16 protein-coding genes are annotated in these 16,470 nt (G+C 44.1%); 7 read left to right on the top strand and 9 right to left on the bottom strand.

All coding sequences use genetic code 11. The features are described from left to right. Nucleotides 1–2: 2 nt before the first annotated feature. Entirely contained in the window at nucleotides 3–1,004 is a 1,002-nt protein-coding gene (locus ABD772_RS08535) for a VHL beta domain-containing protein (RefSeq protein ID WP_345102864.1), read from the bottom strand. Nucleotides 1,005–1,098: 94 nt separating this feature from the next. On the opposite strand from ABD772_RS08535, the gene ABD772_RS08530 reads away from it, so the two are divergent. The 4 genes from ABD772_RS08530 to ABD772_RS08515 all read left to right on the top strand — a co-directional run bounded on the left by ABD772_RS08530 (nucleotide 1,099) and on the right by ABD772_RS08515 (nucleotide 3,540). Then, nucleotides 1,099–2,037, top strand: coding sequence for an NAD(P)-dependent oxidoreductase (locus ABD772_RS08530; RefSeq protein ID WP_345102862.1), 939 nt, complete (start codon nucleotides 1,099–1,101; stop codon nucleotides 2,035–2,037). 44 nt (nucleotides 2,038–2,081) lie between these two features. Beyond that, complete coding sequence (locus ABD772_RS08525) at nucleotides 2,082–2,378, top strand: hypothetical protein (RefSeq protein WP_345102860.1); 297 nt, start codon at nucleotides 2,082–2,084, stop codon at nucleotides 2,376–2,378. A 217-nt stretch (nucleotides 2,379–2,595) separates the two neighbouring features. Continuing rightward, entirely contained in the window at nucleotides 2,596–3,069 is a 474-nt protein-coding gene (greA, locus tag ABD772_RS08520; protein WP_345102858.1) for a transcription elongation factor GreA, read from the top strand. Between the two features lie 81 nt (nucleotides 3,070–3,150). After that, the gene (locus ABD772_RS08515; protein WP_345102856.1) at nucleotides 3,151–3,540 is read left to right on the top strand and encodes an HIT family protein; all 390 of its coding nucleotides are present in this window, start codon (nucleotides 3,151–3,153) and stop codon (nucleotides 3,538–3,540) included. Here the strand turns inward: ABD772_RS08515 and ABD772_RS08510 are convergent. The 5 genes from ABD772_RS08510 to ABD772_RS08490 are packed head-to-tail and all read right to left on the bottom strand — an operon-like array spanning nucleotide 3,524 to nucleotide 9,578. Further along, the gene (locus ABD772_RS08510; RefSeq protein WP_345102854.1) at nucleotides 3,524–4,783 is read right to left on the bottom strand and encodes an O-antigen ligase family protein; all 1,260 of its coding nucleotides are present in this window, start codon (nucleotides 4,781–4,783) and stop codon (nucleotides 3,524–3,526) included. The genes ABD772_RS08515 and ABD772_RS08510 overlap by 17 nt on opposite strands. Further along, nucleotides 4,764–5,888, bottom strand: coding sequence for a DUF1972 domain-containing protein (locus ABD772_RS08505; protein WP_345102852.1), 1,125 nt, complete (start codon nucleotides 5,886–5,888; stop codon nucleotides 4,764–4,766). The genes ABD772_RS08510 and ABD772_RS08505 overlap by 20 nt, the downstream gene beginning before the upstream one ends. Beyond that, entirely contained in the window at nucleotides 5,885–6,964 is a 1,080-nt protein-coding gene (locus ABD772_RS08500; protein ID WP_345102850.1) for a glycosyltransferase family 4 protein, read from the bottom strand. The genes ABD772_RS08505 and ABD772_RS08500 overlap by 4 nt, the downstream gene beginning before the upstream one ends. Before the next feature lie 2 nt (nucleotides 6,965–6,966). Beyond that, the gene (locus ABD772_RS08495; RefSeq protein WP_345102848.1) at nucleotides 6,967–7,926 is read right to left on the bottom strand and encodes a glycosyltransferase; all 960 of its coding nucleotides are present in this window, start codon (nucleotides 7,924–7,926) and stop codon (nucleotides 6,967–6,969) included. Further along, on the bottom strand, nucleotides 7,923–9,578 hold the full coding sequence (locus tag ABD772_RS08490; RefSeq protein WP_345102846.1) for a hypothetical protein: 1,656 nt from the start codon (nucleotides 9,576–9,578) through the stop codon (nucleotides 7,923–7,925). The genes ABD772_RS08495 and ABD772_RS08490 overlap by 4 nt, the downstream gene beginning before the upstream one ends. Nucleotides 9,579–9,806: 228 nt before the next feature. Between ABD772_RS08490 and efp the strand changes: the two genes are divergently transcribed. Together efp and map are read left to right on the top strand one after the other, a co-directional pair. After that, nucleotides 9,807–10,370 (top strand): elongation factor P, encoded by a 564-nt coding sequence (gene efp, locus ABD772_RS08485; RefSeq protein ID WP_345102844.1) that lies wholly within the window; start codon nucleotides 9,807–9,809, stop codon nucleotides 10,368–10,370. Nucleotides 10,371–10,523: 153 nt separating this feature from the next. Further along, on the top strand, nucleotides 10,524–11,288 hold the full coding sequence (gene map / locus ABD772_RS08480; RefSeq protein WP_345102842.1) for a type I methionyl aminopeptidase: 765 nt from the start codon (nucleotides 10,524–10,526) through the stop codon (nucleotides 11,286–11,288). Between the two features lie 235 nt (nucleotides 11,289–11,523). On the opposite strand, the gene ABD772_RS08475 is transcribed toward map, so the two are convergent. The 3 genes from ABD772_RS08475 to ABD772_RS08465 form a co-directional block, all read right to left on the bottom strand. Then, a complete protein-coding gene (locus ABD772_RS08475; protein WP_345102840.1) occupies nucleotides 11,524–12,726 on the bottom strand; it encodes a DUF1501 domain-containing protein in 1,203 nt (400 codons plus the stop codon). A 127-nt stretch (nucleotides 12,727–12,853) separates the two neighbouring features. Then, nucleotides 12,854–14,242, bottom strand: coding sequence for a DUF1800 domain-containing protein (locus tag ABD772_RS08470; RefSeq protein ID WP_345102838.1), 1,389 nt, complete (start codon nucleotides 14,240–14,242; stop codon nucleotides 12,854–12,856). Nucleotides 14,243–14,311: 69 nt separating this feature from the next. After that, nucleotides 14,312–15,691: a DUF1800 domain-containing protein gene (locus ABD772_RS08465; RefSeq protein ID WP_345102836.1), complete on the bottom strand. Its 1,380-nt coding sequence runs from the start codon at nucleotides 15,689–15,691 to the stop codon at nucleotides 14,312–14,314. A gap of 90 nt (nucleotides 15,692–15,781) precedes the next feature. On the opposite strand from ABD772_RS08465, the gene aat reads away from it, so the two are divergent. Next, nucleotides 15,782–16,420, top strand: a complete 639-nt coding sequence (gene aat, locus ABD772_RS08460) for a leucyl/phenylalanyl-tRNA--protein transferase (protein WP_345102834.1) — start codon at nucleotides 15,782–15,784, stop codon at nucleotides 16,418–16,420. Nucleotides 16,421–16,470 lie beyond the last annotated feature (50 nt).

Raw genomic sequence — 16,470 nt, 5'->3', positions numbered from 1 at the left:
AATTATTTTACTGTTACCATAGCATAACGAGCGCTGGTAGTATAGTAACCTATGGCTTTGCCTTTCCCGTCGGTTACTTTCCATACATTACCGGCAAAAGTTTTTTGAACCGTTTTATTATAGGGCGATAATTCGCCATATGGCCTGGCCTTACCCAGGTAATCGATCCAGAACAATTTCAACTTTTGCGACGTGTTATTGGTAAACATCAAATTAACTTTCTGATTAACCGAAGCAGATTTTGTATTGGGCGCGACGCTTTGCGCAGCTGCAATAGCTGCCTTATCTGTTTTTAGCTGACCGCCGTAAATGGCTTTCAGCAACGCGTAACCTTCCGGATCATAGGCAGCTAAAGCCGCCGGACCGGGTGCCGGTTTTTGAGTACCTCTTAAAAACTCGCCATGCGCGCCAAAATACCACATAGATAGCTCCGCCCAATATTCGCCGGCATTAACCGCGGCGTAAGCATCTTTCCACAAACCTTTATCAATAGACCGGCGATATTGATCGCGGATCTTTTTCTGCAGATCATCGTTCAAGGCATAATTCATGATATTATGCGCAAACTCGTGAATGCAGATGTCCAAACCAGCGGCATAGCGGTCGCCGGGCAGGTTAAGCAAATTTTCTTCCCCACATGAAGTATAAATACCCCCCATACCCCGTGTGCGTTGGTCTATATTGGTGGCCATGCCACGATTCTCCGTATTAAGCGCTCCTTTCTGCCCCCGGAACTCGGGCAAGTCTGACGTTTGTTGATTTTTGCCGATAATATGTATCTCGGCACCCCACTGCGCCAGATTATACCGCGCATCAGGAATATTAGCCAGCATCATGTTGATCTTTTGCGCGGCAACGTGCAGCGCTTTGTCGTCTACTTCATTTGATGAGCGAACCATGATTCCGCCACAATCTAACGTTTTAGTATAAAAGCCGAATACCGGCGGCTCTGTTTTAGTAACAGTTTCCTGAGTTCGTGATTGAAAACACAGAGAGATTGTCATTAAAAGACACAGGATTGTTTTTTTAATTGAGAGGCTGGTCATATTCAAAAGTAATTAATCTTTCGTTACGTATATTTGCCTTTCAGCAAGGAAAATGAACAACAATATCCTAATTGTCGACGACATACACCCCATATTTATTGAACAAGCCGAAGCCTTAGGCTATAAATGCGACTATCAGCCAACCATTAAACTGGAAGAGGCCATGCAGATCATCGCCAATTATGCCGGGCTGGTTATCCGCTCAAAGTTTAATGTAGATAAGCCGGTGATGGATGCCGCCGCCAGTCTGCGCTTTGTATGCCGCGCCGGTGCCGGGATGGATAATATTGCCGTGGCTTACGCTGCCGAAAAAAATCTGACACTGATCAACGCCTCCGAAGGAAACATGGATGCTGTGGGCGAACATGCTGTAGGCATGCTGCTATCGCTCATGAATCATTTTAACACCGCCGACGCTGAGATCCGCAATGGCGAATGGAAACGCGAGGCCAACCGTGGCTTTGAGCTAAAAGGCAAAACTGTGGGCATTATAGGTTACGGATTTATGGGTAAAAGCTTTGCTAAAAAGCTATCGGGCTTTGAGGTTGATGTCATCGCTTACGATAAATATAAAACCGGTTTCTCTGACCGCTACGCCCGCGAGGTAAGCATGGAAGAGATTGTTAAGTACAGCGACGTATTGAGCGTACACGTCCCCCTTACCAAAGAAACTAACGGCATGATCAATGATGAATTGCTGTTCCATTTTAAAAAACCGATATTCTTCATTAACACCTCTCGCGGCAAGGTAGCTAAAGTGCGTGCAGTGCTAAATGCCATCAAAGACGGTAAAATATTAGGGGCAGGCTTGGATGTGCTGGAAACCGAAAAGTTCCCTGCGCTGGACGAGCAGGAATGGTTTGACGACCTGAAACGCTCGGGCAAGGTACTATTAACCCCACATGTTGCCGGCTGGACCTTTGACTCTTATCGCAAGATCAGCGAGGTAATGGCGGGGAAGCTTGCTGAACTGCGCTTAAATGCAGAGTAACTGTTATACCGCTTTCTTAAGACGCTGACCGTTTATGCTTAAAAATGGCCGCTCGCAGTGGCTTTCAGGCAGCCTCTATAATGGCCCTGAGCCTGCTGAGTACCGGGGTTATTGCAGCTGTTTATTATGTACTGGCGACTGTGGTCTGGAAACTTCTATTTATTAAAAAGCAGTTTCTCAAAGTATTCGTAATAATTGTAGCTGCCCTGCCGGTATATACTGTGATTGACACGATTGCTGAAAGGTTTGTGCTAAATACCTGCGGAGATTGCATGGTCGTTTTGGCAAAAAATCAACAAAGCCGGGTGATTTATATCACTAAACTAATCTCCAATCACTGATTACTCATTTTAAAAGCAATTTTTTGCAGTGGGGCAACAAAAATTTGCTTTTTAAAACTGAAATAGCTTATCTTCGTTTTACACTAAGCAAGACTATATGGGCATGACCTTATAGTCTTGTTTGTTTTTAAAGTCATTGCGTCCTTCTATAAAAGGGAGGGCGGTTTTTTTTTACATTGACCAAGACATCTAAAAAACGAAATTTAAATAGTGAGTTATGGCAGAGGTAGCATACTTTACCAAAGAAGGTTTAGAAAAGTTAAAACAAGAATTACAGGAATTAAAGACAACAGGCCGTGCTAATATATCCAAGGCTATTGCTGAAGCACGCGATAAAGGCGACCTTTCTGAGAACGCCGAATACGACGCTGCTAAAGAAGCGCAAGGACTGCATGAGGCCAAAATAGCCCAGATGCAGGAAACTTTGGCTGCGGCCCGCCTGCTTGACGAGTCGAAAATAGACGTTTCGAAGGTTTTGGCTTTGTCCATTGTCAAGATAAAAAATGTTAAAAACGGGGCTACCATGACTTATCAATTAGTAGCCGAGAGCGAAGCCGATATGAAATCGGGTAAGATATCTGTGACATCGCCCATTGCCAAAGGTTTGTTAGGTAAACAAGTGGGCGAGATAGCCGAAATTACCGTACCTGCCGGCAAAATGGAGTTCGAGGTATTGGAAATTAGTCGTTAGTGAGTAGTTGATCGGGTGAGTTGGTTGATTAAGTTATGCTAACAACTACTCACCCGATCAACTCAATAAACCAATCAACAAATGTCAATCTTTTCAAAAATCATCGCCGGAGACATCCCATCATATAAAATTGCTGAGGATGATAACTATTATGCCTTCCTGGATATTTTTCCGCTGGTTGAGGGCCATACGCTGGTTGTGCCGAAGAAAGAAGTTGATAAACTATTTGACCTGGATAATGACACCTATACGGGCCTGTTGCTATTTGCTAAAAAGGTAGCCGCGGCTATCGAAAAAGCTATTCCTTGTAACCGGGTTGGCATGACGGTTATCGGGCTGGAAGTACCGCATGCCCATGTACACCTGATACCGCTTAATGGCATGGGCGATATGAATTTTGCTAATCCCAAATTGAAATTTACGCCCGAAGAGTTTCAGGCAACTGCCGAAAAGATCAAGGCGCAGTTATAGACAGTCCAGGTTTTCTTTGGTCTGAGTAAAAGAAAAACGAAAAGAAAAACGCGTAAAAGATCACCCCCTTATCTACATCCAGTAAATTCTCTGCAAAGGATACCATGCCGATAAGCAGCATGAAGCTAAAGAACAGCAGGTCGTTTTTCTTTAGTGCTTGCCAGAAGCCGAATACAAGCGTAGCCAGGTAAACAAGCAATCCCCAAATACCCGACTTTAACCAGAAACTCAGGTATTGATTATGCGTATTCAGATGATTTACAAATGAGTTATAATACTTGCGCATATAAAAGTCCTCGTGCAATAACCCCAACTCTGAGCCCGCGCCATACCCTACAACCGGCGATCTCCTGATCAGCCCCAAAGCCGAGCGCCAGCGATCAAGTCGTGAATCAAAACGTTGGTTATACCCCGTTAATGCCAAATCGTATTTAAAGGCTGAAACATAACGCGTCCGCAATGATTTTATAGCAAACATACCTGCAACGGCGATAATTGATAAAGAAGCAGTAGCAGCAATAAACCGCAGCCGCTTTTTATCTTTCAATAAAAACACCGGCACCGCCAGGTTAATAATAACAATCGTCGGCACGAACACCGATTTTGATGAAAGCTGCACCAGCCCCGCCAGCAGCACGCAAGCGCAAAAGATGTGAAATAACCTCCATTTTTTGTGCTGCTCTTTCAGCATCAACGCCAGCATAAAAATTAAGGCTATCGCTACTTGCAGCGAGAAGAAAGTAGCATGGATATCAATAGGCAACGTAAAATTATGATTGGTAAAAGCCGAGCTAAATAAATAAGACACCGGCAAACCATAATAGCGGATATTGTGCAGGGCGTCCAGGTACAAATAGATGATAACTGCGGTACAAACCAATGAAAAGCCAAATAGCAATTGCTGCCGGTATTTCCTGACATCAAACGATGTTAAACAAAACAACACCGGTAGTAAAAGAACAGTAAGGTGTCTGCCCCACTCGTCAAACGCCTGTGGACGGCTTACTGAGTAAATGGTGCTCAGCATCGTCACAAAAAAAACCGATTGCAGCGCCAGGTTGCTCCGGGTAAAAATGGGTTTAACATCCTTTTTATTTAGCTGTATCAGTGTATGCAAACAAAAACTGATCAGGATTAAATGGCTGTAAAAAAAATTAAACGGCAAGCTGGCCAGAAAAGCCAGTAAGTGGTAATAGCTTATTTTGGTGGCAGTGCTGCCTTCTTTAAGCAATAACCTTTTCATTATTAAAATTCAGGTAACACTCCATAGCATATTTCTCGTAACCGTCAATTACGCTCTCCCAGTTAAACAGGTGTTTTATTTTTTGCAGGTTATTGTCAACCATCACTTTTTCGGGCTCGCGGCGTTGTACGGTTTCCACCAGGGCTTTCACATCGGCGGGGTTTGAAAAATAATATGCATCCTTGCTCAGAACAGACTGGTTAAAAGGGTTGTTATGCGCGGCAATCAAAGCCTCACTGGCCATGGCCTCTAACAACGACGGGTTGGTGCCACCCACACTATGCCCGTGAAAATACAGGTACGAATTATTCTGCAGCGCCCGCACTTTGGCTGTATCATAGATCGACCCTTTAAATTCTATACGGCTGTCGTTTTTAAATTTATGGGTGATGTATTTGCCAAAGCGATTGTCGGTACTACCCAACACGCGGAACGGTTTGTCTGAATTGCTCTGGTTATAGCCTTCCAGTATGGTCTCAATATTGTTTTCAGGCTCCATGCGGGCCATCAGCAAAAAATAATCTTCTTTCAACGCTTCTTCCGGGGTAATTTGCTCGCGCTCAATGGGTGTGATCATATCAGCACCATAAGGGATGTAACGGCTGTTAATATCGTATTTACGCGCCAGATATTGTTTGATCACCATCGAGTCGGACACATAATACTGGCTATATTTCACCGCCAGCTTTTCGGCATATTTTAAAAAGCCTTGCACGGGTTTGGAGTATTTGCTGCGTTTCCATTCCAGCCCGTCCATATTGGTGATGATAGCACTTTTTGAAGGATAGAAGCTACCCCAGACAGAGCTGCTGGTATAACCCATGATCAGTATTACATCAAAATTGCGCTTACGGGCATCGCGGATGCAATTCAGGTCATACACAAACTGCCCCGCCGAGCCTAGCAGGTACTCGGGGTCATAACAATGAATGATCTTTACACCGTTCCAGTCGCCTTGCGTATATGGATGGTTATGCGAGTTGTAAACCGACACTTCATGCCCGCGCTTCACCAGTCCAACGGATACATATTCTGAAATGTGCTCGAAACCACCGTAATAATTGGGTATGCCGCGGGTTCCTAATATGGCTATCTTTAATTTCATTGCTGCGTTATTACTTGCTGATACGCAGCTAACGTGCAATTGGCTGCCTGTGCCCAGGTATATTTCTGCAAAATTCTTTCGCGTAAAGCAGGCCGGTGCTTAGCAACGCTGGCATGTTCAATTGCTGACAAGATACTTTCCGGACTTCCTGGATCACAATAAAAAGCATCATCGCCAAAATATTCACGGGTGTCTCCTTTGTCGGTGATCACAATATTGCAGCCCATCGCTGCAGCTTCTAAAGAGCTCAGCCCGGTAGTTTCAAACCAACTGGGAAGCACATGTACACCGGCACGTTGATAGTATGCCACCAGTTCATCCTGCGGCAGATGGTTTATAAATTCAATATTTGCTGCCGCGATATTTTTACATTCACTATAATAAGCTTGTTGATTAAGACTATGGTTGCCAATCAGCATCAGCCTAAACCTGGTATTATTTAAGGCTTTAATTAAATTCAGTTGATTTTTAATCCCCTCTATTCTCGCCACGCAGATCACCAGGTTATTATCCCGCCCGGCGTTGGCCTTATATAGAAATAATTCAGGATCGATGCCATTTGGCACTACCTCATATTTTACACCCGATGGATAAGCCTGCCTAAGCCGCCGGTACTCTGATTCAGAATTAGGCAGGATCAATCCGGCTTTATTCAGGATATGCAGAATGCTTCTACGCTGCCCCCGCCACAGATATGACGGGCTTGACAAAGCATCGCGCCCCAGCAGCCAGCGTGCAATGGTTTTAATGTACTCTATATTATCTCCGCGCAAATAGCCAAACAAGTGCCCTATGCCTTTTCGATATCGTTTATCATACTCGCTGTAATCCACCAAAATAGTTGAAACCACGTAGGGCTTGCCGGCTTTATGACTGTGATATAAAATATCGGCCGGGCGTATAATATTAAAAAAATGCAGCAGATCGTATTGTTTATAATCTATCTCGTCGTTAGTCAGATTAATATCGACCCAAATACCAAGGTCAACCAGATGCAGGGCCGTTTGTACAGCCTGCACCGTATCGCCGCCAGGGACGGTATATAAGGTCGATCGCGCTATAATGCTCACCCTCATCACTACAATCGGTTGGGGCTAAATTTGTGCAACCAGGCTATCAGGCTCCCGGGGAAATAGCTTAATGCGTACAACAGGTAATTTTCCAGTCGCAGCGGATATATTTTGATCGCCTTATTAAAATGTCCGCGTGCTTTTCCGGGCTGATGATTATTGATAAGGTATTTCTTGCCGCAGAGTGCGTTGTAAGCTGCTTCCTTGATCTGCCGCACGTCCTGATCTTTGATAATTGCCAACAGCTCGTTACCCTCGGCAGCAGTGATCGAGCCACGCAATACGATCGTGCGCTTTAGCTCGCGAAACCTGCGGCCCCGCCATTTTTCGTCAATAGTTACCGAGGTTGAATTTAAACGATATTTGATAAGCGGTTCAGTCAGATTACATAGTCTGCCTGAACCTGCCAATGTCGTCCATAACAAATAATCTTCAAAGTTATGGGCATGGGTAGGATAACCGCCGGCATCTATTACCGTACTTTTTCTATACATCACCGTTGGGTGTACAAACGGACAGTAGAAATACAGCTTATCAATAATTTGTTCGTGCGAATAAGCTATGCAATGAAAGTCGAACAGGAAATCGCCGTTCTCTAAAATATACCTGGCCTCGCTGCCGACAAGAATGTACTCAGGGTTGTCCTGTAAAAAGCGGATCTGTTTTTCCAATCGATACGGATAGCAAATATCATCCGCATCAAAGCGGGCAATGTAGGACGCGCGGGCATGTTTTAGTCCGGTATTCAACGCATCAGCTACACCACGATTGGGCTGGCTCACAACTACAATGCGCTCATCATTAAAACTTTGAATGATTTCCAGCGTATCATCGGTCGAGCCATCATTAACTATCAGCAATTCAAAATCTGTAAACGTTTGCTGCAAAACAGAAGTAATGGCTTCGCCGATATAGCGTGCGGCGTTATAGGCGGGCATTAAAACAGTTATGGCAGGTGTGGCTATCATATTTGTATAGATTTTTGGGCGACCAAGTTTTTACTTTCACTGATATTCAAAAACATCAGCAATTCAAAGAACACCACTACCGACAGTTGCTCGAACCAGTAATCGATCAAAAAAATAAATAGCACAAACAGCAGCAGCGGGATACCATAAGTAAGCAGCCGGTAGTTTTTAGCAAAGAACCCTACGTAAAAAATTAACAGCATCAACAAACCCAACAAACCATATTCAGCCAGCAATTGGTCATACACCGAAAATGGGCTATTAGTTAATGAATGTGTCGCCGCCGAGCGGGTAAAAAAGCTCAAATACACATCCAGGTGGTTGCGCAAAAAATCAGGGTTTATATAGATGTATTTCTTCGGATACCCGCCGGTAAACTTTAACCCGGTAGCTCTAAAGGCTAGTTTAGACGAAAAGTTCCCCACACCCTCGCCCGCCAATATTTTGGCCGGATGCATTTTCAAAAAATTAAAGGTTTGTTTAAATCCGATCACTTTTCCGGGTATGGCAGGTGGCTTGGACATATTCGTTAGCGGCAGGTCTGCCTGATGCTCCTGGGCAAAATCAACCAGTTGCTTTTGCTCGGGTGGCGTAGTTCTGAGCCATTGATATTGCGGTGCGTTTAAGTCGGGTTCAGGTTTCTGAATTCTGCCTGCGCCGGTGGTCAGCACGCCCTGGGGCAATGGCTCACGATGAATCTGGTTAATTGGCAAAGTGGCCAGGCTATCCAGGTAAAGCGTTGCATATTTGATGCGTTTTTCCTCGAAAGTTAAAACACTGTCGGGCTTTAATGTGATAGGCGTATGGTCATACTGCGGCCAGGGTGAAATAACCTGTTTTTTGTAAAAGGCCGATTTAATAGTATTTACCACATAATTATTATTCTGTGGAGATATTTTGGCCATAAACAGTACCAGGAAAGCCACACAAATAACGATGATGCTTTTCTGATCGCGCGTACTTTTAAATACAAACAGAAAGGCCAGCACCGCCAGCATAAATACATTAGTAAAGTTGCTGGCTGTAAGCAACAGTATTGCCATACACACCAGCGTCATTACCATATTTTTTTTGGTGATGAAATACATTACGCCAAAGGCATTGAGTATCGCGTTGGTGGTCGAGGTATCAAAAGTTACTCCCCTGATGAAATCGCCGGTACTGATAAAATATTTTTGATACTGCCCCTGGTAGGTATAAGGATTAAGCGTATGGGTTTCGAGCACAATCAGCCCGATGTTTACCAGCGAGGCGATAGTGTTGATAATAAAAAACAGCAGGATAGTTTGATGAACTACAACGGTATCGTTTCGTTCAACCGCCAATTTTATTTGATGAATAGCCAGTATGCAAACTACCCAAAACAAAATCCCCGTAACAAAGATCAGGTTGTAGTTTAAATTGGTGTAATAACCGTTGATAACGAAACCGATTATCGCGATAGCAACAATAAATGGATAAAACAGGGGCAGCCTTGAATTTTTCCACTTAAAACCAAACCTGAAATCAAAGCGTAACAGGTAAATGAGCGCAATTGCCGGTATCTTAACGGCTATCTTTACGTTTAAAAACAGCAGCAAAAACAGCAGCAGTTTCCAATCGGCACAGGCTTTCCATCTTTGAAAATTAATAGCAGATAACAGTCGATCCATTGTAACACACCGGGGCTAATTAATAGCTTAATCCCGGCAGAGGGATTACGGGTGGTTCAGGCTCTAAGTTGCCTGCTATGTTATATAACCGCGGGTTTGTAACTCATAAGGGTTGAAAAAGCCCTTTCCGCCGAAGGCAGAATAGCGCTTTCGGTTTATGCTTTCAGCTAAAAGCTCCATTTGCAAGTTTGCCTATTAGTGGCTAAGTTTGCGCCTCATTAAAAAGTTATGGCAAAAGCATCAGACGTAAAAAATGGGAACATTCTTCGCTTTAACGGAGAACTTGTTCAGGTAGAAGAATTTATACACCGTACACCGGGTAACCTGCGCGCATTTTATCAGGCGCGTATGCGTAACGTTAAAACCGGCAAATTGGTCGAATATCGTTTCCGTACGGATGAGGAGGTTGACATTGCCCGCGTTGAAACCAACGATTACCAATACCTGTATGAAGATGGCGATCAGCTGGTGATCATGGATAACACTACTTACGATCAGCATAACGTTCCGAAAACATTATTTGGCCCTGCCGTAAAATTCCTGAAAGAAGGCATGAACCTGATTGTTGCCTTTGAAAGCGAAGAGCCTATTATGGGCCAGGTGCCGCAATCGGCCGAGTTAGAGATCACTTATACCGAGCCTGCTGTAAAAGGCGATACCTCAAGCGGAGCCATGAAAAAAGCTACTGTTGAAACCGGCGCCGAAATTAACGTTCCGCTTTTCATCAACATTGGCGATAAAGTTAAAGTTGATACCACAAGCGGCAGCTATGTTGAGCGTGTTAAAGGATAATTTAAACAACTCACAATAAGAGAAGCCCCGGAGATGACCTTCGGGGCTTTTATTTTTACCTATGTCCGCGCGCATGTCTAACAATTTCAATACGGACATAAATAGGTCAGAAATGTATTAATTGTTAATTTTGCTACAGATAAAAACCCAGACATGTCTATAACTACCGAAACTGAAAGAATTGGCATGCAGCAGGCAAGCGATGCTGTAGCCTTCACGCTAAAGAAGATGCGTGAGTTTACCAAGCCGGGCATGTCAACCAAAGAACTTGACGAGTATGGCGGCGAATTGCTGGAACAGCTGGGTGCACGCTCTGCACCTAAGCTAACCTATGGCTTCCCTGGCTATACTTGTATCAGTATAAATGAGGAAGCTGCACATGGCATACCGTCGGTAAATAAGATCCTGAAAGAAGGCGATCTGGTAAATATTGATGTCTCGGCAGAATTAAACGGTTACTGGGCCGACAATGGCGGCTCGTTTGTATTGGGCGAAGATATTCACGGCCATGGCAAGCTGGTAGCAGCATCGAAAGAGATATTGAGAAAGGCGATCAGCAACATTAAAGGTGGCGTCAAAATATCGGAGATAGGCCGTTTGATAGAGGCCGAAGCTAAAAAAGCCGGCTACACGGTCATAAAAAATCTGACCGGACATGGCATTGGCCGGAGCTTGCATGAAGAACCCCACGAGATAGCTAACTACTGCGACAGGTATAACACAACGCGTTTTAAAAAGAATTTGGTGGTGGCGATAGAGACATTCATCTCAACACGGTCGACAATTGCCGACACACAAGCTGATGGCTGGACGCTAAGTGGCAATAAGGGTGGTTTTGTTGCGCAGCATGAGCATACCATCATAGTTACAGGCGATAAGCCGGTGATACTTACAGCACAAAATGGCATTTGGGATTAATTGCCGTAAACCGAAATATTGCGTCAAGGGGTGTTTCACCTCCTATTCCGAAAAATAGCTCAAAAATCACATAAATAACTGTACAACAGCCAATTAATAGCGTTTACCTAAACCTTTGGTACTGTTTCAAAGTGTTTCACTCTATTTTGTCAAATAATTGATTACCAGAAATTTATAATCAAAAAGTGTTTCAAGTGTTTCAAAGTGTTTCACTTTTTTGTGAAACACTTTGCTGTTATACATTGATCAAATCAAGGCCCGAAAAGTTCTTGTTTAGCACCTGGCTGTTATTTACATCAAGCCATTTATCCAGCAGGGTAGCGTAAACATCACGGAAGTCGATCTGGTATTTCAGGTCGCCATTGTCCAGCGTTGTTAAATCAGGCGAATCATTGAAGATGCCTTGTTTTTTCAGCTTGCCGCCAAATACAAACACATTGTTGGCCGTACCATGGTCGGTACCGTTGCTGGCATTTTGCTCTACGCGCCGGCCAAACTCAGAAAAGGTCATTACCATAGTGTCGTCAAGTTTGCCTGTTGCCTTCAAATCTTTGATAAAGGCCGCTACCGCATCGCCATAAATTTTCAACTGCCGCCCTTGCTGGTTTTGCTGGCCCACGTGCGTATCAAATCCGCTCAGCGACACATAATAAACGCGGGTATCTAATCCTGAATTGATAAACTTAGAAACGTTTTTTAACTGATATCCCAGCCCGGTATTTGGATATTGGGCGGTCACGTTATAGGTCTTTGAAGTTTTTTCTATATAATCTGCCGATGAATAGGTTTCTATCATGGTTTTATAAAGGTAGCCCAGGTTGTCTTCATTCAAATTAGCTCCGTGATCATGCACCAGATCCTTAAAGAATGGCTCGCGGGTGGCCTGGTATAGCTTATTGGGGTCTTGCACTGCAATCCCTTTCATCCGGGCACCCTTCATCGCCAGCGATAAGGTATCATCCACCTCGATAGCTGTATAAGGATTTATGCAAGTCTGGCAGTTAGAGTCAAGGTAGCGGCCTATCCAGCCGGTGCTCAGAAACTGATTCGAATCGCTGGCGGTTTGCCAGATGTCCATCGAGCGGAAATGCGACCTGTCGGGATTGGGATAACCTACCGAGTTGATAATACTCATCCATCCCTGGTCATATATCTCCTTCAAGGCCGACAGATTAGGGTTCAACCCCTGCATCTCATTCAGTGTAACGATGTCGGGCTTATTGATAGCTATAGTTTTACGCTTTTGATAATAGATATCGTTACCATAAGGGATAACCGTATTTAATCCGTCATTACCACCCGACAACTGGATGATCACCAGATTCTTGTGTCCCGTAAGCTGGCCTTTGGCTATTGCCTCAAGCGGTTTCAAAAAGGCCGGCACCAAAAACGCGCCTGACACTAATGCGGTGTTTTTTAAAAAATCTCTGCGTTCCATAACTTATAACTAGTGAATGCGTGATTGAGTGAATAATGAATTGCTTACCGCTATCATTAATATCTCAATATCACATTCAATTTAACCCTTTATCAATTAATCATTCATATATACATCCGCTCATTAATCAGCACAGCTGATATTCAGGGGTTGATGTTATCTGTATCACAACCGTTTTTATATCACCTGGCCTGCTCACTTCGTCAATCACTGTTTTGTTTAATTCAGGCTCCAGCAGGAACCGGGCTATGTCTTCGTGCGTTATGTTCTCAGGCAGTTCTTTCAGGAACCTGTCCCAGTCAGGGGTTGCCTGCACGCGTCTGATGACATTTAGTTGCTGCTTGCGTTGCGCCGCCAGATAAGCCTCATCCTCGGGCGTTGCCTTGCCGGTAAAATCTATTACACCGGCATTTAAAATAGTAGACGGTATCTTCATCCTGAACATCAGCGATGAACTATCTATCCATGAACGGCCACCCGGCCAGCCGGCTACATTAGGTGGCCTGAACAATACCTGCCCCAGCGTACGTTGAAACTGCATGAGTACATTGGGGTTTTGGTAACTAATATAAAACTGGCGATTCAATCCCACCAAAAGTTCAACCGGCGATTTTACCAGGTTGCCAATATTGTTCTCGTCATAAAACCAATCAGCCAGGAAAACAAATTTCAATAGCGGCGTTATCTCATAGTTATTTTTGTAGAACACATCGGCCATTTGGGCTACATGATCATCATCAGGCACCTCATTAACTAAGTAGCGGTATAACTTTGTGCATATAAATGTAGCCGTTTGTTTGTTGCCGGTAATGACATCAATAATGTCCTCGCCGCAAAAATTTGCAGTCTGACCCAAAAATGTTTTGATACCATTATCGTGTACACGGTTATTAAAGCGGTAAGTACCGTCCTGACCATTATAAGCCCAGCCCGTAAATGATCGTGCCGACTCTTTGACATCCTGCTCCGTATAATGTCCGCGGCCCAGGGTAAACAGCTCCATCAGTTCACGCGCGAAATTCTCGTTTGGATGATTTTTTTGATTTTGCTGATTATTGAGAAACTGCAGCATCGCCGGCGTTTGCGATACCTGTAGCAACAGTGTTTTAAAATTGCCTAAGGCATTGGCACGCTCTATATTATTTAACTCCTGCTCATAAAACGAATTACCTACATTACACGCAAAATGATTATGCCAAAACAAGGTCATCTTTTCGCGAAGCTGGGCGTCTATGATACTCATTTGCTTGACCCAGGCATCATTCAGCGCCTTTTCCTGCGCGTTACGGTCCTGGTTAAGCATGCGCTTTTCTTCGTCGCTTAAAGAATTATAACGGCGCGGCCTCAAATCAATGTTTTCGGTAACTGCGGTAAGGGGCTGTATTTTCTCAGAAGCTTTAAAAAGCTTCCTTACGCTCTTTTTTATCGACCAGTTTTGCTTGTCGTGCAAATCTCCGAACGTAATGCCGAAGCCTGCCCTTGCGTATAAATGCTTTATGTGTTTCGAGTTATTCATACCCGTTATCCCATGAGCGGGAGTTTGTTTTCTTAATTATATAAATTATATCCTTCTCAGGGTTAATAGTTATGAAAGCTGATACTCTGGAGATGATACCAGTTCAATTACCATCGCTTTAGTATCGGTCGAATTGTTGATACTGTTTTTTAGCACTGCGCTCATCTTAGGCTCCAGCATGAACTGAGCTATACTTGCTTTATCAAGCCCTTTAGGTATGCTGTTTAAAAACTTATCCCAATCGGGCTTGGTTTGCACACGCATATTTACATCTTCCTGCCTGTTGTGCTGAGTAGTTAGAAATGCTTCATCTTCCGGATCAGTTTTACCTGCAAAATCTATCACTCCACCGTTAAGCACTGTTGAGGGTATCTTTATACGATACATCAATGATGAGCTGTCAATCCAGTTACGTCCGCCTGGCCAGCCGGCTACGTTGGGCGGGTGAAACAGTACCTGCCCTAATACGCGCTGAAATTGCATCAACACCGCCGGGCGCTCATAGTCGACACTAAACTGGCGGTTTAACCCAACGATCAATTCAACCGGCGATTTTACCAAATTGCCTATATTCTTTTCCTCATAAAACCAGGGCGCATTAAATACATACTCAAGCAAAGGCTTTATCTCATAATTGGCGTTGTAAAACACCTCGGCCATAGCCTGGACATGCGCGGGGTCGGGAGTTTCGTTTACCAGGTACTTATATAATTTATTACTAATGAAATAAGCTGTTTCTTTCTTTTCGAAGATGATGTTAATAATGTCGTCACCTTTAAAATTACCGGTTTTACCCATAAAGGTTTTTTGTCCGTCGTCATGTACAAAACGGCGGAAGCGAAACGACCCGTCCTTATCATATCCCCATCCGGTAAAAGCCCTTGCCGACTCACGAATATCATGCTCTGTATAATTACCGCGGCCGATAGTAAAAAGCTCCATCAGTTCACGCGCAAAATTCTCATTCGGATGCCCCTTTAAGTTTTGCTGATTATTGAGAAATTGCAGCATAGCAGGTGCTTTGCTTACCTCAATACACATGGTTTTAAAGTTACCCAATGCGTTACTACGTTGTATATTAAGCATTTGCTGAGCAAACATGCTTTGCCGCGCCCGGCAGGCAAAATGATTGTTCCAGAACAAGGCCATCTTTTCGCGCAACTGGCCTTTCGTGGTGCTCATGTAATTAAGCCAGGCCAGATTTAACTGCCGTTCTTGCTGACGTTGTTTCTGCTGGGCCATCTTTCGCGCATTAGGATTGCTGCGATCCACCATCACATAATCAAAGTTCTCTTTTATCGGCGTTAGCGGCTTGCAATCTGCCGACGCCGTAAATACATCTTGTATAGCCTGTTTAATAGTTACATGCCCGGCGGTTTCAAAGTCTCCGAAACTCATACCAAAACCCGCGCGCGACGTTAAGTGTTTGATCTGCTTTAAATTGGCCATATACGGTAGCATTAAAACCTTATGACAACCAAGTTAATAAATAGTTTAAACTATAGGGCTACATTTAGCATATGAATTAAATTTGTTACGATGATATTCAGGCTTAATGATCAATTAATATTTCCTGATCCGCGATTAGCTCAACCTGACGGCTTGCTGGCTATAGGCGGCGACCTGTCGGCCGACCGGTTGATGCTGGCTTACCGTGAAGGCATTTTCCCCTGGTACAATGATGACACACCGATCTTGTGGTATTCACCTCACGAGAGATTTGTTTTGTTTCCGGACGAGTTAAAAATATCATCAAGCATGAAACGGGTGCTCAACTCACATCGCTTCCGGGTTACTTTTGATACTTGTTTTGATGATGTGATAGCGGCTTGTTCGGCCGTGCCCCGTAAAGATCAGGATGGCACATGGATCACTGCAGATATGAAAGCTGCTTATACCAACCTGCACCGGTTAGGCTATGCACATTCCGTCGAAGTTTGGCAGGGAGATGAACTGGCAGGCGGCATGTATGGGGTAACGGTGGGCGATGTATTTTGTGGCGAAAGCATGTTCAGCAAGGTAAGCAATGCCTCAAAGACGGCGCTTATCAGCCTCCTTAAAACCGGGGAATACAAGTTACTGGATTGCCAGGTGCATAGTAATCATTTGGAAGCAATGGGCGCACGGATGATTGACCGGAGAGAATATATGGCGATGTTGACTGATAGTGCGGGTTGATTAGTTACCTTTACAGCTATATTCCTATGTCATCTCAACGGCGAACGAGG

The organism is Mucilaginibacter panaciglaebae (assembly GCF_039539265.1).
GTDB classification, from domain to species: domain Bacteria; phylum Bacteroidota; class Bacteroidia; order Sphingobacteriales; family Sphingobacteriaceae; genus Mucilaginibacter; species Mucilaginibacter panaciglaebae.
Note: the sequence above shows the minus strand (reverse complement) of the source record. Positions and strands in the feature narration are given on the sequence as shown.